General features: G+C 34.7%; 16 protein-coding genes and 1 pseudogene. 7 read left to right on the top strand and 10 right to left on the bottom strand.

Annotated features, from left to right (window positions below; translation table 11 throughout):
• Positions 1 to 141: 141 nt before the first annotated feature.
• The 8 genes from MY533_RS02985 to MY533_RS22230 form a co-directional block, all read right to left on the bottom strand.
• Positions 142 to 894, bottom strand: coding sequence for an iron ABC transporter ATP-binding protein (locus tag MY533_RS02985; protein ID WP_132363875.1), 753 nt, complete (start codon positions 892 to 894; stop codon positions 142 to 144).
• A complete protein-coding gene (locus MY533_RS02980; RefSeq protein WP_248717972.1) occupies positions 891 to 1,931 on the bottom strand; it encodes an iron chelate uptake ABC transporter family permease subunit in 1,041 nt (346 codons plus the stop codon). The genes MY533_RS02985 and MY533_RS02980 overlap by 4 nt, the downstream gene beginning before the upstream one ends.
• Positions 1,928 to 2,944 carry an ABC transporter permease gene (locus MY533_RS02975; RefSeq protein WP_248717971.1) on the bottom strand — a complete coding sequence of 339 codons (1,017 nt, stop codon included), beginning with the start codon at positions 2,942 to 2,944 and terminating at the stop codon, positions 1,928 to 1,930. Before MY533_RS02975 ends, MY533_RS02980 begins: the two co-directional genes overlap by 4 nt.
• A gap of 18 nt (positions 2,945 to 2,962) precedes the next feature.
• Positions 2,963 to 3,994, bottom strand: a complete 1,032-nt coding sequence (locus MY533_RS02970) for a siderophore ABC transporter substrate-binding protein (RefSeq protein ID WP_248717970.1) — start codon at positions 3,992 to 3,994, stop codon at positions 2,963 to 2,965.
• Between the two features lie 404 nt (positions 3,995 to 4,398).
• Positions 4,399 to 5,076, bottom strand: coding sequence for a response regulator transcription factor (locus tag MY533_RS02965; RefSeq protein WP_248717969.1), 678 nt, complete (start codon positions 5,074 to 5,076; stop codon positions 4,399 to 4,401).
• A gap of 825 nt (positions 5,077 to 5,901) precedes the next feature.
• Positions 5,902 to 6,432 carry a hypothetical protein gene (locus tag MY533_RS02960; protein WP_248717968.1) on the bottom strand — a complete coding sequence of 177 codons (531 nt, stop codon included), beginning with the start codon at positions 6,430 to 6,432 and terminating at the stop codon, positions 5,902 to 5,904.
• Positions 6,433 to 6,949: 517 nt separating this feature from the next.
• A complete protein-coding gene (locus MY533_RS02955; protein WP_248717967.1) occupies positions 6,950 to 7,765 on the bottom strand; it encodes a thermonuclease family protein in 816 nt (271 codons plus the stop codon).
• Between the two features lie 792 nt (positions 7,766 to 8,557).
• Positions 8,558 to 10,297 (bottom strand): ABC transporter ATP-binding protein, encoded by a 1,740-nt coding sequence (locus MY533_RS22230; RefSeq protein WP_248717966.1) that lies wholly within the window; start codon positions 10,295 to 10,297, stop codon positions 8,558 to 8,560.
• 208 nt (positions 10,298 to 10,505) lie between these two features.
• On the opposite strand from MY533_RS22230, the gene MY533_RS02945 reads away from it, so the two are divergent.
• The 4 genes and pseudogenes from MY533_RS02945 to MY533_RS02930 all read left to right on the top strand — a co-directional run.
• Positions 10,506 to 11,936: an ABC transporter permease gene (locus MY533_RS02945; protein WP_248717965.1), complete on the top strand. Its 1,431-nt coding sequence runs from the start codon at positions 10,506 to 10,508 to the stop codon at positions 11,934 to 11,936.
• Positions 11,937 to 11,949: 13 nt separating this feature from the next.
• A complete protein-coding gene (locus MY533_RS02940) occupies positions 11,950 to 13,446 on the top strand; it encodes an ABC transporter permease (RefSeq protein ID WP_248717964.1) in 1,497 nt (498 codons plus the stop codon).
• A 16-nt stretch (positions 13,447 to 13,462) separates the two neighbouring features.
• Positions 13,463 to 15,256 carry an ABC transporter substrate-binding protein gene (locus MY533_RS02935; protein ID WP_248717963.1) on the top strand — a complete coding sequence of 598 codons (1,794 nt, stop codon included), beginning with the start codon at positions 13,463 to 13,465 and terminating at the stop codon, positions 15,254 to 15,256.
• Positions 15,257 to 15,560: 304 nt separating this feature from the next.
• A pseudogene (locus MY533_RS02930) lies at positions 15,561 to 15,929 on the top strand (transposase); the annotation flags it as partial.
• 148 nt (positions 15,930 to 16,077) lie between these two features.
• Here MY533_RS02930 and MY533_RS02925 read toward each other — a convergent pair.
• Positions 16,078 to 16,659, bottom strand: a complete 582-nt coding sequence (locus tag MY533_RS02925) for a phosphatidylglycerophosphatase A family protein (protein WP_132363897.1) — start codon at positions 16,657 to 16,659, stop codon at positions 16,078 to 16,080.
• A 113-nt stretch (positions 16,660 to 16,772) separates the two neighbouring features.
• Between MY533_RS02925 and MY533_RS02920 the strand changes: the two genes are divergently transcribed.
• From MY533_RS02920 to MY533_RS02910, 3 genes are all read left to right on the top strand, one after another.
• Positions 16,773 to 17,492, top strand: coding sequence for an alpha/beta hydrolase (locus MY533_RS02920; RefSeq protein WP_132363899.1), 720 nt, complete (start codon positions 16,773 to 16,775; stop codon positions 17,490 to 17,492).
• Between the two features lie 81 nt (positions 17,493 to 17,573).
• Positions 17,574 to 18,089, top strand: coding sequence for a YjcG family protein (locus MY533_RS02915; protein ID WP_248717962.1), 516 nt, complete (start codon positions 17,574 to 17,576; stop codon positions 18,087 to 18,089).
• Between the two features lies 1 nt (position 18,090).
• The gene (locus MY533_RS02910) at positions 18,091 to 18,519 is read left to right on the top strand and encodes a GNAT family N-acetyltransferase (protein WP_248719138.1); all 429 of its coding nucleotides are present in this window, start codon (positions 18,091 to 18,093) and stop codon (positions 18,517 to 18,519) included.
• A 206-nt stretch (positions 18,520 to 18,725) separates the two neighbouring features.
• Here the strand turns inward: MY533_RS02910 and MY533_RS02905 are convergent, their stop codons facing one another.
• Positions 18,726 to 18,974, bottom strand: a complete 249-nt coding sequence (locus MY533_RS02905) for a stage VI sporulation protein F (RefSeq protein ID WP_132363905.1) — start codon at positions 18,972 to 18,974, stop codon at positions 18,726 to 18,728.
• Between the last annotated feature and the right edge of the window lie 17 nt (positions 18,975 to 18,991).

Here is an 18,991-nt window from a genome sequence, read left to right as displayed (position 1 = left end):
GACATACTTCCATTCATTATCGAGAGAGGCATTTGAAAAAGTTGCTGTCTGTAAAATACAGGCAGCAACTTTCAACTAGAGTAGCTGCTATGATCTGTGCAAGCTACAGCAAATAATTTAATTTTCTATTTTTTTTCGTAACTAATAAACAGCGAGTGGCCCATATGGACCTTCGATAATTTCTATTTTTGTTTCGAAAATATCTGTCAAAATTTTCGAATCCATAACCTCTTCTACTGTTCCAAAAGCGGCAATTTGTCCATCTTTCATAGCACATATTCTATCAGAATATTTGGCTGCAAAATTTATATCATGCATAACAGTCAAAATTGTTCTTCCGAATTCATTAGCCGCACGTCTCAAATGCTCCATCATTTGAACAGAACGAGCAACATCAAGGTTATTTAGAGGCTCGTCCAAAAGTACATATTCAGTCTCTTGGCACAAAACCATCGCTACATATGCCCTTTGTCTTTGACCACCAGAAAGCTCATCTAAATATCTATTCTCTAAATCAGTTAAATCTAAAAAATCGATATATTTAGAAATAATAACCTCATCCTCTATAGTTAATCTTCCCTTTGAATAAGGAAAACGTCCAAATCCAACTAGTTGTCTAATAGTAAGCCTCGTTACGAAATGATTTTCTTGCCGCAATATAGTCAAAATTTTTGCTAAATCTTTTGATTTGGATCCGGAAATATCCATATTTGCCACCTGAATTTGACCTTCCTCCATATCCAAAAGTCTTCCAATCATCAAAAGTGTCGTAGACTTTCCAGCGCCATTTGGTCCAATTAAAGAAGTAAAACCCGCTTTTGGTATTTCGATATCCAAAGGTCCTATTTTTACCTTATCAGTATAGAACTTTTTAACATTATCAATTTTTATCATAAAGCCCTCTTCCTTAAAACTACAGTTAAAAATATTATTCCACCAAATAATTCGATAATAACTGAAACTACACCTTGTGCATGGAATACATGATACATCAAAAAGTATGCACTCGTTAATATCAAAAATCCTATAGCAAGAGCCATTGGAAAAATATATCTATGATCATAAGTTGATGCCGCCTGATAGCTCAAAGTTGCTACTAAAAAGCCATAGAAAGTAAGTGGTCCAATCAAAGCTGTTGAAATGGACATCAAAATAGCAACTAATACAAGCGTATAAATTACACTGGATTGATATTTAACTCCAAATGAAGTAGCAACATCCTTTCCTAGTGACAATATATTTAGATTCTTAGCATAAGCAAGAAGTAATAATGCTACAATTATTACCATAGGAATTACAATCGGAAAATAGGCTGAATCCGCATTATTAACAGAGCCAAACAATCTTGCCTGTAAAATATCAAATTCAGAAGGCGCAAGTAATCTTCTCATGAACGTTGACACAGAATTTAGCCCAGTACCAATAATAATTCCAACTAAAAGCATAAGTTGTAAATTCCCGTATTTACCAGAAAGTAGCCATCCATAAAGAATCAAACTCATCAAGACCATCACAACAACTTGAAATAAAAATGATCCAATCCCACTAAAATTTATCAATGCACTAGCACCAAAGAAAAATATTGTACTAGTATGAATTGTTGAGTAAAGTGCTTCGAAACCTAAAAGCGAAGGAGTAATAATCCTATTATTCGTAATCGTTTGGAAAGCAACCGTCGACAAGCTCTGACAAACTGCAGCAATGATCATTGCCACAAGAGCTACTATCCTTCTCATAACAACCGGGATAAAAGAAGGTGAATCGACTGGAACTGGATTGTTATAAACTAAAAGTCCATATGAAGAAAGGACCCCCAAAGCAATCAATGTTATTAGCAAAATCCAATAACGTCTTTCTTCCTTCTTAGAACGAAAAGCTCTAGCTGATCTATTTTTATTATGAAGGCTAGAATCGATTTCCAATGTGTTCATCGGTGCCTCCTTGGTTTTCTTTGTCTCAATAAAATGGTAATAAACACGACTGACCCTACTGTTCCAAGTATTAACGAAACAGGTACTTCAAAAGGCATTATAATTGTTCGAGAAATTATGTCACAGGCAGTTACAGTCCCCATTCCTATTAAACATACCCAAGGTAAATTACTCCTAAGATCATCGCCTCTATACATTGAAACAATGTTTGGGACAATTAAGCCCAAGAAAGGTAAGTTTCCAATAACAGCTGCAACTATTCCAACTGCAAGAGAGATAAGGGCAGTCCCCACAAGAACAATCCTATTGTAATTAACGCCAAGGCTTGTTGCGACATCTTCTCCTAGTCCAGCTAAAGTCAATCTATTCGCATAAAGAAAAATAAACAAAGTAACGATAACAATTAGCCATAAATATTCATATCTTCCCACCTGAACAGACGCAAAAGAACCTACAAACCAAGTTTCTATACTTTGTGTCATTTGAAAAAAGAGTCCCAAAAAAGTGGACACTGCAGAAATGACTGCTCCAAGCATCAATCCAATAATCGGGACAATTAACGACGAACGAAGCTTAACTCTTCTTAAAAATAAAAAGAAAATCATAGTTCCTATAAAAGAAAAAATGATTGCACCCGTCATTCTTAAAACTAAAGTCGGGGCAGGGAATAATAAATAAACAAAAAGCAGCCCTAAACCTGACCATTCAATAGTCCCTGTAGTAGTAGGTTCAACAAAACGATTCTGCGTGATCAATTGCATTACGAGTCCTGCCATTGCCATTGCAGCTCCAGTAAGCATTAATGCAACTGTTCTCGGAACGCGAGTTATGAAAAACATCTCCATTCCATCCTCTTGTCCACGTATATCATAAACACCAGTGAACAGTGATATAATGCCTAAAATAATAACAACTATCATCGCTAATATAAAAGGTCTTGTCCATATTTTATTGTAGTTATAAAACTGGGGTTGAGAATTTATCTCAACCCTAGAAGTTACATTTTTCAGCACTTTTTATACTCCTTTACACTACTTAGCTAAAGTATTTGCAAGGTTTTCAAACAACTCTATATAAGTCTGAATTGATTCATTTGTGTAAGTATCTGCAGGTGCATAAATAATATGTTTTTTAGAAACAGCAGTTGTTTTTTGAAGAGCAGGTGCGTTAGCAATAACATCCTGAGCAGGAACTGCATCTTTTTCACCAGATATTGCAGCATCACGATCTAATACGAAAAGCCAATCCGGATTACTTTGTGCAATAGCTTCAACAGAAACTTCATCACCTTTATGATCGGAAGTAGAATCGGCAACTTCTAATGCTGGTGCCCAACCGAAAATTTCATACATTGGTCCCCAAACACGTCCAGAATGAGGAGCTGAAAAACCAATATCCCCACCACCAACGATAACACTCATCACTTTATCTTTTCCATTATATGCAGATTTAGCATTTTCGATAACTTTATCAAAATCAGCTACCACTTGTTTAGCTTCTTCATTTTTATCGAAAATTTGCCCTAAAGCAATTGTAGAATTTTTAAGTCCATTTACTAAGTTTTCCCCAGGTGTAGCAGCTTCCTCAGAAACATCTACATTAAGATCAATAACAACTGCATTTGGCACTAATTTTTTGATCTCTTCGTAATAGTCTGCAAATCTTTGACCGACGATTACTAGTTCAGGGTTTGCAGCCGCTATAATTTCAAGATTTGGTTCACGGTGATTTCCGATATTTTGAACTGATTCATCACTTACATATGGTGAATCCGCAGGCATTACATCCTTTGGAACAGCTGCTAGTTCAATTTTCCAATCAGCTAAAGTTTCAAAAGTTCTATTATCCAAAGCAACTACATTCTTTGGGTTTACAGGAACAGTAACAGTTCCGTGGGCATCAGTGATGTCAACTGTTGCAGGTTTAGCAACTTCTTTACTTCCATTATCTTCATTAGACTTTGACCCTTGATTAGATTTATTGCTTGAATCTGAACAAGCTACTAACATCAAAGTCAAAACTGCCATAATACCAACAAGTTTTAAAAACATTGATTTCTTCATACATATACTCCTTTTGATGTTATTTATTTTGAAAATGATGAAGTCTCTAGATTGAATTGGCTAGTAATTGCTAGCCATATCTCAATTGCTATTGATAATCATTTTCATTTAACCGTTCTGTGAAACAGTATAGTCTTTAATTCTGTGAAAATCTTGTGAAAAAAGGAAGATAATAAATAAAGTAATTTTTCACATTAATTATTGAAATACAAAAAGCAATGCGTGAATTATTCTTTTGATGCTTTCCGTCTCTTCAATATCCTCCAGTAACTGTTGAATTATCGATTTTATAGCACAAAAAAAAAACGAGTAAAACTAGATGAAACTGTTTTACTCGTTTTTTTCAATTATTTGTCATATTGATTGCTATGACAAACTGTCCTTTACCTATTATCTTCTTTTTACTATTCTTTGATCGAATAGCCCCGGCCATGGATTGTATGTATATATCGGTCTTTCTTCTCGCACTTTATCTTTTTTCTTAAATACCCAATATATAAATCCACTACATTTGGATTGACTGCTACGTCATATCCCCAAACCTGATTCAAAAGCATTTCACGACTTAAGATTGTATTTTTATTCTTGATTAAAAATACAAGTAAATCATACTCGCGTTTAGTAAGCGGGAGATTTTCGCCACCCTTTGTCACGATATTACGGGATGAATCAACGAGGAGATCTTTAAACCGAAAGAAATCAGTGTCGTTTAACTGGATACAGTCCCCTCTTCTTAAAATAACTTTTATCCTCGCTACTAACTCTTCTTTCACAAATGGTTTTCTTATATAATCATCTGCTCCTGCTTGTAATCCTGCTATGCAATCCTCGCTGGACACATTGCCGGTCACAATGATTATCGGTGTCGTTTTAACAATCCGTATTTGTCTGCAAATTTCCGGTCCAGGTACACTCAACGAATCCCAATCCAATATGATAATATCCCAATCTTGCTCATATACTATATTTAAACCTTTGTTTTCATTGTGAAGTGTTAAAATGAAATAGCCTTCTTGATTTAGGCCACTTACGATTTTCTTTGCTAAAGACCGTTCATTCTTAATGACTAACACCTGCTTCACTACTATTCACCTCTACTTCATTTCATAAAATAATTTATCAAAAAAAATATCGGATTTATAAATCTTACATTTCTAATAAAACTATTATAACAACACATCAAGATATATTTAGTAAAATTAACAATAAATAAACATAAAATACCAAACTCCGGAATTACAGTTATTTATCCAAAATATCGGTGAAACTGTTGTTTATTAGACTTTCAATATATTTGGATGGTGAATTTTACTTTAGTAGATTGTTTAAAAAGTTACTGGAATACCGGCAACGATATATGTATAAAGTAACTGAGAATCGATTTTGCTTCAAGGTTTAGACTTTAAGATAATCTAGTAGCAGTAGTTGATTTTATGAACACCAGGAGTTGGACAAGACTATTATGAGAAAAGGTTACGAGCGGACTTCTCCTAGCGAATGGTTCTCTACGAACAAAATGCGTCTGCAAGTTTATCGACCATATTTGAAATCGAATGTTACAATAATTTACTAAAAGTTAAGTTAACACAGTCTAATTTACGTTGAATAAAAACAGGAATGATATACCAGTTGTACAAAATGCTAAGGAGATATTATCAACAGTAAGGATTTTTATAATTCTCTGGGATACTCCTGCGGGCTAAAAAGAGAAAACTTATAATAGAAAATTACTTTTTAAAATTAAAAAACCCGCCGTTTTGATAATAGCCTCATCAAAATGGGTGGGTTCGATATTTTAATATAAATCACTTACTTCATACATCATTTCCTTTAAAAATTTTCCCGAATATCTCTTCTAAAAATATTTTGTATTCGAAATCAATCACTTCTAACTCATCGTAATTTCATTAAACCTTTTTTGATTCAAAATACAATTTTAAATTACTTTTTCTTAATTTATTAGCTTCTTTAATGAAGTCAACTTTCTTTTGATGTATTTTTTTTAGTGAGCTTATTGCGTCTTCTACGATTGTCGGAGCATCTTTTCCTAAGCTAGGGAAATGCTGATTTAAATATTCATATAAAGCCTTTTTTTCAATATTGGATGGAACGCTAGGTGCTAGGGGTATCTCGAATGGTGATTTGTTATCTGCCAATTGTTGAGGAGTATTATATATAAACTGAAAGGCATTTTGCAACATCCTTTTTTTCCTTTCATCAGTCACCTCATACACCCCTTGTGAGTCAAGAGTAATTCGGTCAAATTCAACCATTACTAGTTTGTCTGGTTTTCTATTTTTTGTTCTGTAGTACAGCATAACCTTTAAAACATCCTGCTCTGACAGCTCCTTTATTTCTTTAAATCTCCCATCTTTAGGATTAGGAATTTTATAAATTTTATTTTCTTTAGAAATATACAACCATTTTATTCCACCCATAATCATTCCTCCTAAAACAACAAGAACATTAGTTCCTTTCAGAATTGTAATTCTTATTTGACTTTTAACTATACAAAACTTTCAAGTAAAGATTGATTGAAAGTATGCCGCGAGCTCATTTTCATACATTTGAGTAAAAAAATAGTATTGAGCCTTCATAAAATCAATGTTTTTGGGAAAAAATCCACGAGTTCATACCCCATGGATTTTCTACTTAAGTGAAGTTGAATTAATTAAACACTACTAATAGATTTTTCATTTTCTCAAATCATCTTTTGTCTTTGTACAAGTTTCAATATCAGTTTGAATGCTCTATGGAGAAGTATAGCTATATGTTCTGTGAAAATCCTGTGACTTCCTTTCAATAAAGGAAAATAAAGGTATTATAAATCAAAAATATAACCACCAATCAATATGATTGGTGGCTCCTAATTTTTAACTATACATGATACAACCACTTTTTTGTGGCAAACGGGTATCTCTTTCTATCATTATTGCTATAATTATTTAAACTAATTTATTGCTTCGCAGGAATAAACCCAGCAGCTTCTGCTTCTTCTTTCGTACAGAACATCTCCTCTGCTACTGTATTCTCATAGTCACGTTGCCCTGGCATATGAAAAATTTTGTTACCTTTGGAGTTAATATTTCCTTTGATTTTACAACTTTCCTTGTTGTTATTAGTATTCGATTTATCCTCATTTATGTTAGACTGCTTTCCTTCTTTTTTTGCAGCATAATATACATCTTTATCGTATCCACGATTCGTTACATAGTCTTCAACTGACCAAATACCAATAGCATCCTTTTGCGCAGTTTTTTGAATAGATTTAAACCAATCTACATGCTTCGTATTTGGATTATAAATATATGCCACGCGAGCTAATCCATTTTTCAATAGTTGCTCTTGAACACTAATACCATCTTTAGTATAAATATATGCTAGTAATCTTTTATATTTATCACGATATGAAACGTCAAATTCTAAATAAACCTTATCTTGACCAGCTAGTAGCTGCTTTACAAATTCTTTAGCTTCTGGCCCATAAGGTTGCTCCCCTAACGTTTCATGATTCGTTTCAGGGGTATCCACAAGAAGAAAACGTACTTTTTCTGAGCTACCCTTATATTTTATTCTTATTGTGTCGCCATCAATTATTTCTTGTAGTTCGTATTCTTCAAATTTACGCACATCATGCTTTTCAGCAGTTTCCTTCGTTGAAGCTACAATTCCTTGTATATCTTCAGTTTTGATAATATTTGTGTTAGTTTCTTCCGTACATGCACTTAAAAGCAATGTAGAAAAGAACAAAGCTAAAAAGAATTTTTTCAAATCAGTATCCTACTTTCTTAAAGATAAAATATATTATTTATTTTCCTATACCCCCTTTTTTAAGAATTCAAGTTAGACAATACTTCCGTAATAAACCGACCTTATACCTCTGTCACCGATTTCCTTTTAATAACTGATCCTACCTATTCATAAAATCAAAAATCCCCAGTTAATTATAACTGAAGACCAGAAAATTCATTTGAAAATTAAATACAATACAACAGCCAAAATAATTGTTCCGCTAGTGATTAACGTCTTAATATCTTTGTCACTCATTTTTATACCTCTTTTCTAACTTTTATTAATCCTTTATTTAAATCTATTATAGTCCACTACTATCAAAATAAAATTTGCTGAAGAATTTTTCAATAGTGATTAGAGTATGCCCTACTCATAAAAAAATCTTCAGTTGCAATAACCGAAGATCATAATAACTATATAATTAAGCTATATTTACAATCACGCTTGGTTCTACATCAGTTAATATGTACACTTTCGTACAAATATAATTAAACAAGATATGGCTAAAATCCCTATTTAACTAAATTATAATGTGTACATGTGTTTTTTGTTCAACTTGTTCTATTCGGGATTGCATAACTTATCTTGGGCTGGTATCTACCAAAAGCAAGAATGTTTGTACCACTCGTAATTAACGTTTTTATATCCTGCATTTTCATGTAGTAGATCCCTCACAACTTTTCAACTTTAAGAAAGCTTCTAAAAGAATCCTTTACTCCTTAAAGTTTTCACGATGTTTCTATTGTAAAATAACAGGCTACTACATTCAAGTTATGTAGTTGCAATAGCAACCCAATGATTTGGAGATACTTCAACAAGCTGACTATTTTCTATCTCATAGTGTGTTTGTATGTCCTTATTTTCGGTATCCATATATTTTTGCTTTTCTATCGCTGGATCTGGAATGGGTATTGAGTGTAATAAAGCTTGTGTATATGGATGCAAAGGATTAGCATACAGCTCCTCACTTTCTGCAAGCTCTACAATTTTCCCACCATACATAACAGCTACACGATCGCTAATATGTTTAACCATAGACAAATCATGAGCAATAAATAAGTAAGTCAATCCAAGACGCTGCTGTAAATCCTTTAACAAGTCTACAATCTGCTTTTGAATAGAAACATCAAGTGCTGAAAGTGGCTCATCACAAACAATAAAATTTGGCTCCACTGCTAAAGCTCTTGCGATGCCAATACGTTGTCGTTGTCCACCTGAAAATTCATGTGGATAACGCATTGCATGTTCTTTGTTTAAGCCTACAAGTTCAAGTAATTCCTCGACACGCTGTTGACGTTCTTCATTCGTTTTAACTAGTTTATGAATATCTAGAGCTTCCCCAATAATATCTACTATTTTTTTTCTTGGATTTAACGAGGAATATGGATCTTGGAAAATAATTTGCATATGTCGACGCATTGCTTTAAGCTGTTTTTTCGTTAGTCTTGTAATTGGTACACCTTGATATAAGACTTCTCCATCAGTAGGCTGATGGAGCTGTAAAATAGTTCTGCCTGTCGTTGATTTTCCTGAGCCTGATTCGCCTACTAACCCTAATGTTTCTCCTGGGTATATATGGAACGATAAATCATTGACAGCCTTTACCCTTTTCCCATGACCTAACGCGAATTCCTTTGAAAGATGTGTCACTTCGATTAATGGTTTATTTTTATCTATTCCAAGCTGTACATTTGCAATTGCTTTAGGCTGCTTCTTCTCATGGAGCTTTGGTAAAGCATTCAATAGTTTTTTAGTATATGGATGTTGAGCATTTTCAAAGATCGCCTCTGTTGTACCTTGCTCAACAATCTCTCCCTCCTTCATAACAATAATACGATCGCACATACCAGCAACAACACCTAAATCATGTGTAATTAATATGATAGAGGTACCCATCTTTTTTTGCATATCTCGCATTAATTTTAAAATTTGCGCTTGAATAGTTACATCAAGGGCTGTAGTCGGTTCATCTGCGATTAGTAAAGACGGACGGCAAGCCAGTGCCATGGCAATCATAACACGTTGGCGCATGCCTCCAGAAAACTCATGCGGATATTGTTTATAGCGTTCTTCTGCATTTCGAATGCCTACAAGCTTTAATAATTCTATTGTTTGCTTATATGCCTCAGATTTGGACATCGACTGATGCTTTATTAAACTTTCAGCCACTTGTTCACCAATACGAATAGTTGGATTTGTCGATGTCATTGGATCTTGAAAAATCATACTAATATCTTGTCCACGAATTCCCTCCAGTTGTTTTTCGCCCAATGAAGTAATCTCTTGTCCTTTAAACAAAATATTTCCTGATTTTAGATAGGAAGGTGGTGATGGTAATAGCTGCATAATGGAACGAGCCGTTACACTTTTCCCACTACCTGACTCTCCTACAATTCCGAGTGTTTCACCTTTATTTACGTGAAAATTAACGCCTTTAACGGCTTCAAATTCTGTCTCTCCCGTCATAAAAGATACACGAAGATTGCTGATTTCTAGAAGCTTTTCACTCATTCAATCCATCCTTTTGTAATTTTTGTGATTGACTTAATTACGAGTATAATCCATACTTTACAATACTGATAGGAATTATACAATATAATAATATTTAATCTCTCATCCTGCAATTCATTTAGTAGAATCTTACTAAAAATGAGTTGGCAACTATGGTGTGCTGATATGTTTTACAATCTATTATTTTACTTACGTCTGGAGGAAATGCATGGATATTTCAAAAAGTCATTCTTCAACTAAGGAGTATGTATTCTTTTTTTCAGTTTATCAAAAGCTCATGCACCACAAGTTTTACAATGCGCTACTCTTTCTTTTAAGTATTTTAGTACACCCTTTTACATACTTATCCTATAGGAGAAGAAAACATTCACACCAATACCGTCAAGCTTTTGTGCGACGCAGTCAATATTACAAAGAAAAGGATTTCTTTACACAATGGCAAATTAAATTTGCTGAACAAGAATTAGCCAAAGCAAAATTCTTTCATGAATGTGTGTCAGAAAAACAATTACAGGAAACTGCTTCGAAATTAGCAGAAAAAAAAATTCAGCAGTTAATAGAGCAAGATTTATTGAAAGATGGTTTAACAAACCAATCCTATTTACAATTTTTTAGTCAGCAACTTAAAAATAAAAACTTTGTGATTCTTACTTTTATACCTGCTGTGTTATTTTATGTAGTCCTTATCTTGTTTGCGAATCCATTTCTGCAATTTGTCATTGAACGAATACTACAAAGTTTCATTGTTATTGTAGGTGTCGCGACACTGGTTTTTACAATTTTGTATTTGTCACCATTCGATCCAGCGAGAAACTTACTTGGTGTTACGGCAACGCCTGAGCAAATAACTAATTTTAATCATATTCATAGCTTGGATCTGCCATATTTATCTCAGTTATGGAATGCTTTATCTGGTCTATTCACATTTGATTTAGGTACTTCCTTTGCAGGGAAAGAAAATATTACACATAGTATTGTAAACAAATTTCCAGTCACACTTGAAATAGCTATCCTATCACTTTTAATGGCTATCGCTATTGCTATTCCGGTCGGCATTATATCAGCTGTTCGTCCGAATTCATATGTGGATTATACATTTATGTTTATTGCCTTGATTGGATTATCCATCCCAAGCTTTTGGCAAGGACTGCTATTTATTTTAACGTTTGCATTAAAGCTACAATGGTTCCCTGCTACTTATAATCCTCAAAACTGGCTATCTTTAATAATGCCAGTCATTGTTTTAGGCACATCCATTACGGCTTCTATTGCCCGTATGACAAGATCTAGTATGCTCGAGGTGATACATGAGGATTACATTATTACAGCGAGAGCTAAAGGCTTGAATGAATTTAAAGTGATTTCAAAGCATGCTATTCGCAATGCCATGATTCCTATTATTACAGTGATTGGACTTCTTTTTGGTGGGATGTTAGGTGGGGCATCTGTTACAGAAAAAGTTTTCAATATTAGTGGGATTGGTAGCTATATTGTTGACAAGCAGTTTATTCCGGACATTCCAGCTATCCTTGGTGGGGTCGTCTATATTGCTATTACAATTTCGATTGTTAATTTATTCATCGATATTTTGTATGCCTTTTTCGATCCACGCATTCGCTCGAAAATGAAGAAGTCTTAAAGGGGGATCACCTGTGAAAAACAGCTTACATGTCAAACTACTTTTGAAGATTACACAGGAATATGTCAATTCACATTTTACATTTGTCTTTTCCTTACTGTTTTCTTTATTATTTCTAGCTTATAGCTATAATTTTTCTAGTCAAAGCTGGCGACCAATCGTCCTGATCTTTTTCGTCATTTATGCAATTACCACAGCTTATGTTAGTTTCCTAACTTTACGAATTAAACAGGATTTAGCAAGCCATAGTAGCATACAAAAAAGCTCTCGATTACTTGGTTATCCACTGTTATTGACAATTATTTCAGGTAATATTTTTTCTACATCTTTTGCTTTTTTGCTTATATCAAAAAGTAAGACAGCTGAATATACTTTTGCAGCTTATGCATTGATCACTCAGCTTTTTATTATCAGTATTTCAGCACTGAACTTATTTAAACCGTACGTAACAGATACGTTTTTACTAGCAATGGGTCTTTTCTTACTCCTTGCACTCTTTTATAGCGTAATGTTATTTCTATGTACAAAATTTGTGACTTCCGAGGCTGCGCCAAAATGGATGCTGTTACCTGGTATTTTGCTACTTATTGCCTCTTTGACTGGCAATCTATTTGCAACATTGCTAGGGTATAGCCTTATTCAAAAAGCTCGAAAGGCGAATCCTTCTACAATTGAAAAATGGCAAAATATTTTTGAAAAGATTTCACGCAATACGATGGCCGTCTTCGGGTTATTTTTCATCGTATTTATGTTTTCTTTGTCCGTAACAAGCTCTTGGACATTTGACTATGACTTCGCTATTGAAAATAACTACGGAGCATTGTTACAAACACCTTCGTTAGAATATCCACTAGGCACCGATAATTACGGACGTGATTTATTTTCTCGTATTGTTTTCGGTGCACAAATATCGCTTATTGTCGGACTTTTCTCAACAATCATACCTGCAGTAATCGGCGGTACGCTTGGAGCACTTTCAGGCTATTACGGAAGAGCGACTGACAACATAATCATGCGAAGTCTTGATATTTTATATGCCATTCCTGGAATTTTACTAGCAATTGCCATTATCGCAGCATTTGGTGCCAATACCATTAACTTAATTATCGCACTAAGTGTTGGCGCAATTCCAACATATGCTCGTACTATGCGCGCTAATGTCATGCAGCTCTCTAATTTTGAATTCGTGGAATCAGCCAGAGCGTTAGGAGCATCTGATGCTGCAATCATTTTCAAGCATATTGTTCCTAACTCATTAGCACCGATGATTGTCAAAGCGACATTAACCATTGGTGGTGCTGTGATTTCAACAAGTAGTTTAAGTTTTTTAGGGCTCGGCATTGAGCCTCACATTCCTGAATGGGGCAATATTCTTAAGGTTGGTAGTACGTACCTGGAAACACATTCCTATGTCGCTATTTTCCCAGGTCTTTGTATTATGCTTCTCGTTCTTTCCTTTAACTTCTTAGGTGATGGATTACGAGATGCTTTAGATCCAAAATCAAATTAATAACGGAGGTTCTTACATGAAAAAATTACTTGTCTTCTTATTCATTACAGTATTAGCATTAGCAGGTTGCGTACAAACAAAAACTGACGTAGAAGGTAGTAAAGATTCAAAAGGCAAAGGTAAAAAAGAAATTGAAGTTTTAGGAATGGCTGCTTCTGAGGAAGATATGAATATTGTTCGTGACCAGCTAGTTAAAAATGGCTTTGATGTTAAACTAAATATTCAACCCGATTATGGTTCATTTTCAGCACAAAAAGAGGCTGGCAATTATGATTTAGCACTTTCGAGCTGGACAACAGTAACAGGAAACCCTGATTATGCTGTTCGTGGTTTATTTAAAACGGGCGGTGACTATAGTATTGTTTCTGATTCAAAATTAGATGCTCTCATCGACGAAGCAAGTACATTAACAGGTGATGAAGCTGCTGCAAAATATAAAGAATTAGAACAGCTTTTAGTATTCAATCAAGCTTATATTGCACCGTTATATATTTCAAATAAATATCAAGGCATTTACTCCGAATTAGTAAATCCAAAAACAGTACATCTACCAAAATCCCGTGCGCAAGTGTGGGAAAGCATTGAATTCAATGACGCATCTAAAAATGCAACTGAACCATTGATTTTACATCAAACAATTAGTTCGTTAACATCGCTTGATCCTATTAAAGGAAATGATGGTTCTATTAATACATTAAATACGAATATGTATGTACGACTTGTAAACTTAACCGATACAGACGACGTCGTTTCTGATGGATCATTATCTTACAATCATGCTATTGCTGAAGGTAATCAAGAATATTATTTCATTTTACGTGATGATATTAACTTCGCTGCTGTAAAAGACGGTGCCGCTGTTGATACAGGTGAATTAGTTTCAGCAGAAGATGTTGTATTCTCATTAAATCGTGCAAGAAATCCCAAATCAGTGCCAGACCATCGCACATATAGTCTTCACGAAAATATTGAAACAGTCGAAATCGTTTCTGACTTAGCAGAATTACAAAAGAAAAAAGTTGCGGGCTCTCATCAGTCTGTGCTAGATGCATTATCTCAACACCTCCCTGCTTCCGTAACGCAATTAGCAAAAGATAAAGGGACTGTTAATAATGGAGCTGGCGCTTACCAAGTTGTTAAAATTACAACACCAACACCATTCCCACAAGTGTTAAATTATTTAGCACACCAATCTGGTGGTATCGTTTCTAAAAAACAAGTAACAAGCATTAACACATATGATGTAGCAAGCTATGATCCAGATAAGGATATTGCCTATGGTGATCAAACTACAGTAACGGAAGGCACAGCAACATACAACAACCAACTTTATGCTAGTGGCCCTTACATTCTTGTGAAGAAAAATGATTATGAAGCACAATTTGTAAAAAATCCTGCTTACCGTGTAGGTAGTGAATATGAACCGAAGATTGCAAAAATTAATGTTCGTTTTATCGCTGATATCGATAGTGCTTTATCAGCATTGCGTAATGGTGAAATTCATATTCTCCAATCAGTACCAGAGACAAAGCTAGACATTGTCAAATCAGATAGTAAACTAACGTTACACACTGCTGATAGTAATGCCGTATCATATCTACAATTGAATACATCTGGTCGCGCTGTATCAGATTCAGTAGACCTACGTAAAGCAATTCTTTACTCTATTAATCAGGATGAATTTATTAACTACTATCAAGGCAATAAAAAACCTGCTGTATCAACTGTTTCACCACTTGTTAATACAGGGTTAAAGCTTGAAGCAGACAGTAAAAAGGTACAAGAATATTTAAAAGCCTATAACGATTAATTATCAAGTATACAAAACAATTCATAGCCATATTAAAGAAGCAGAGCCTCCTCATTTGGAGGGCACTGAAAAAGTCTATATCTTCTCACATCGCGAGGTATTTAACGAGTAAATCGTTGAATACCTCGCTTTTTTCATTTGGCACTGTGACTCTACTGTTGTTTTCCGAAGCATTCCGCTCGCTTTCCGCGGGCGAGCGATGCTTCTCCAAACAACGCAATGTATCACACTATTATTTTAGTCACGCTTTCCTTTATAATAAAAGAACTAATGTGCAGGTGGTGCCCCCGATGATTTCAAATCAAAAGTACGTACGGGTAAAAAAGGAACGAGTATGAGTCAAAGTCAGACATATTATTTTGACATTGAAAAATGCAAAGTATGTCCAATGAGAGATGGCTGTTATAAAGAAGGCGCAAAAAGTAAAACATATTCTGTCACAATTAAGTCGGATACACATGCCGAACAAGAGGCATTTCAAAATACTGAAGCATTTAAGCAATTAGCCGCAAATCGCTACAAAGTAGAAGCGAAGAATAGTGAATTAAAAAACGGACACGGGTACGATACGGCATCGACTGCGGGTCTATTTGGCATGGAAATTCAAGGTGCTACAACGATATTCGCTGTCAATTTAAAACGGATATTAAAGCTATTAAACGAAAATAAATAAGGAATAAGGAATAGAGACAGAAATAAGGCACTTCCTGTTCAAAATTGAACAAGAAGTGCCTTATTTTTATCTGAGAAAGGTTCGCTTTTATGAAAACGTAAGTTTTTCAGTGCCCTCCTCATTTGAGGGGGCTCTGTTATTTACTTTATTAAATCTCATGATGTGATTTTGGTTTTGGTCCTAGCTCTTCGGGCTCAATATCTGCAAATGTCTCGCCCTCTTCTTCCAAATCACGCATACGATGTGCAATACGGGATGCGGCTGAAGCTGCGATACTGCCCACTAAATCATCTAGAAACGTATTTACATGATGACCAGGTTCTGTATCCAACTTCTTAATGATACCTATTTTTTGCTTATCTAAGTGTCCGAAAGTCGTTACTGCTATGCTACCGTATGTAAAAACAGATCCAAGTGCGATTGTTTCATCCACACCAAATAAACCCTCATCGGATTCTATTATTTGCTGTAATGGTGCCGATAATAACTTTTTCTCTGCCAGTTCATCTAATTCAATCCCTACTAATAGAGCATGTTGAACTTCACGCTTACGTAATACACGCTCGACAGAATGAACACAGTGGTCTAACGTTAAACCTTTGTTATAGGATTTTTGCATTTCATAAACGATTTTTGCAATATCCTCTATCGATACACCACGACGAATAAGTGCAGCTTGAGCTGCCTTCGCTACTTCATCAGAGTGTATGCGAGTATTTTTATCATGCATAACTATCCCTCACTTCGATTTTTATTGCTAGAATAGTGCTAGCCCAACCTATTATACCTTTACTTTGAGTATATGGTACAATTTCGTTACAAACACGAGAAGGAGTGTCATCATTGGATAAGGGAACTGTACAGGATTTAAAGTTCTATAGTGAAGCATTACAGGAGGAATTACCGCTCTATATTTATGTTCCTGCAAATTATTCTCCACTATATAAATATAATATTTTAATTGCGTCAGACGGAAAAGATTATTTCCAACTTGGAGGTATTACAAAACTTGCCGATGAACTTATCGATGACTATGAAATCGAAAATCTAATCATTGCCTTCGTTCCTTATAAGGACATTAAGGATCGACGCCATAAATATATTCCAAGCGGAGAGCAACATGAAGCATATCTTCGTTTTTTAGCTCATGAGCTTGTGCCGTATTTAGATGCTGAATATGCAACATATCAAATGGGCATGAGTCGAGGGGTTATTGGTGACTCAATGGCTGCAACCGCTTCCTTAATGGCCGCATTAAAATACCCAAGTATTTTTGGTAAGGTTATTTTACAATCGCCGTATGTTGATGAAGATGTTTTGCAAGCTGTAGAGAATTTTAAAGATCCAGGAGCAATTTCCATTTATCATATTGTCGGTAAGGAAGAAGATAAAGTTGTCACGATGGATAAAACCATTAAAGATTTTTTAACACCAAATCGTCAGCTTCATAATCTTATGATAAACAAAGGATTTTCTACATTTTATGAAGAATTCGATGGCAATCATACATGGAAATATTGGAAACCTGATTTACGCCGCGCATTAATTGAAAATTTTAATTAATTAAGACGATTCAAATTACGAAATCGGAAATTTCTGTTATACTTAAATTAAAATTTGTTTATTTTCGGGAGGTAATGGCCTATGAAATATGGTATTGTGGCATTTCCATCAAAAAAAATACAAGATTTAGCGAATACTTATCGAAAACGTTACGATCCTCATTATGCGAAAATTACTCCGCATATAACATTAAAGGATAGCTTTGAGGCAACGGATGAAGATATTCAATCTGTCGTAAAACAATTAGATGGGCTGGCTGCCAAATATGCACCTTTAAACATTCATGCATTACGCATAAGTTCATTTTTCCCAACAACAAATGCGATTTATTTCCGTATTGAACCAACTGAACAATTAACAACATTACACGAAGCTCTAGAAGAAAAAGTACCTTTTGGTGAGTCAAAACACGTATTTGTCCCACATATTACTATTGCTCAAAAAATGACAGATTCCGAGCACGATGATATCTTTGGGCAATTACGTATGACAGGTGTTGACGAAAAAGATACAATTGATCGTATTCATCTTTTATATCAATTGGAAGATGGCTCGTGGACAACATATGAAACTTTCCGATTGACTGGGGCTGAGTAATCTGTATAACGTAAAGATTGTTGAAACAACTAAAGAACATGAGGATGCGTTTGCAGTCCGCAAGCAAGTTTTTGTTGAAGAGCAAGGTGTGCCGCTTCATCTTGAATGTGATGCTGAGGATGCATCTGCAACGCATTTCATTATGTATGAAGACAATGACCCTGTAGGTGCTGCACGTTTACGAAGTATCGAGGACGATGCCGCAAAAATTGAACGTGTTTGTATTTTACAAAATCAACGCGGTAAAAAACTAGGTGCTTTAATAATGAAGGAAATGGAGAAGCACGCCATGTTAATTAATAAGAAAAAATTAAAACTTCATGCACAAAGCTATGCTATTCCGTTTTATGAAAAGCTTGGCTATACGGTAACATCTCCTGAATTTATGGATGCTGGTATCCCACATCGTGCTATGGAAAAAATAATTTAACTTTTTGGTAAAAATTCCCCACGGCAGATGTTAAAAATAGCGGAAATCAGTCTATGAACGGATGGATCAAATAAGGTGTTACGAAAATGCTGAGGCATTCGTAACACCCTTTTTTATTGCATTACAAAGCTTTAAAGGTTGATTTATAAATGAAAATTCATTTAAATCAACCTTTTAAATATATTACTTTGCCTAATAGATTCATGTTATTTCATCATTTTTGTAATTTTATCTAAATCTAGTGAATTACCATCTTGAATAATTGATTGTACTAACTTATCTTCAAGCTCTTGCGTAATTTGTCTTTTGGACATTTTACTTACGCGTCGTACGATTTTTCTTACTTGTTTTTCATTTTTAAAATCAGCATGTTGAATTTCATTTGCTAGAGCAAAGATTTCATCCATTGATACTCCAGTTTTTTGTTCAATTGAATTAAAAAGTGAGCGATTCATGTTCCCCCTCCTATCAG

It is taken from the genome of Lysinibacillus sp. Ag94 (assembly GCF_023242215.1).
Taxonomy (GTDB): Bacteria; Bacillota; Bacilli; order Bacillales_A; family Planococcaceae; genus Lysinibacillus.
Note: the sequence above shows the minus strand (reverse complement) of the source record. Positions and strands in the feature narration are given on the sequence as shown.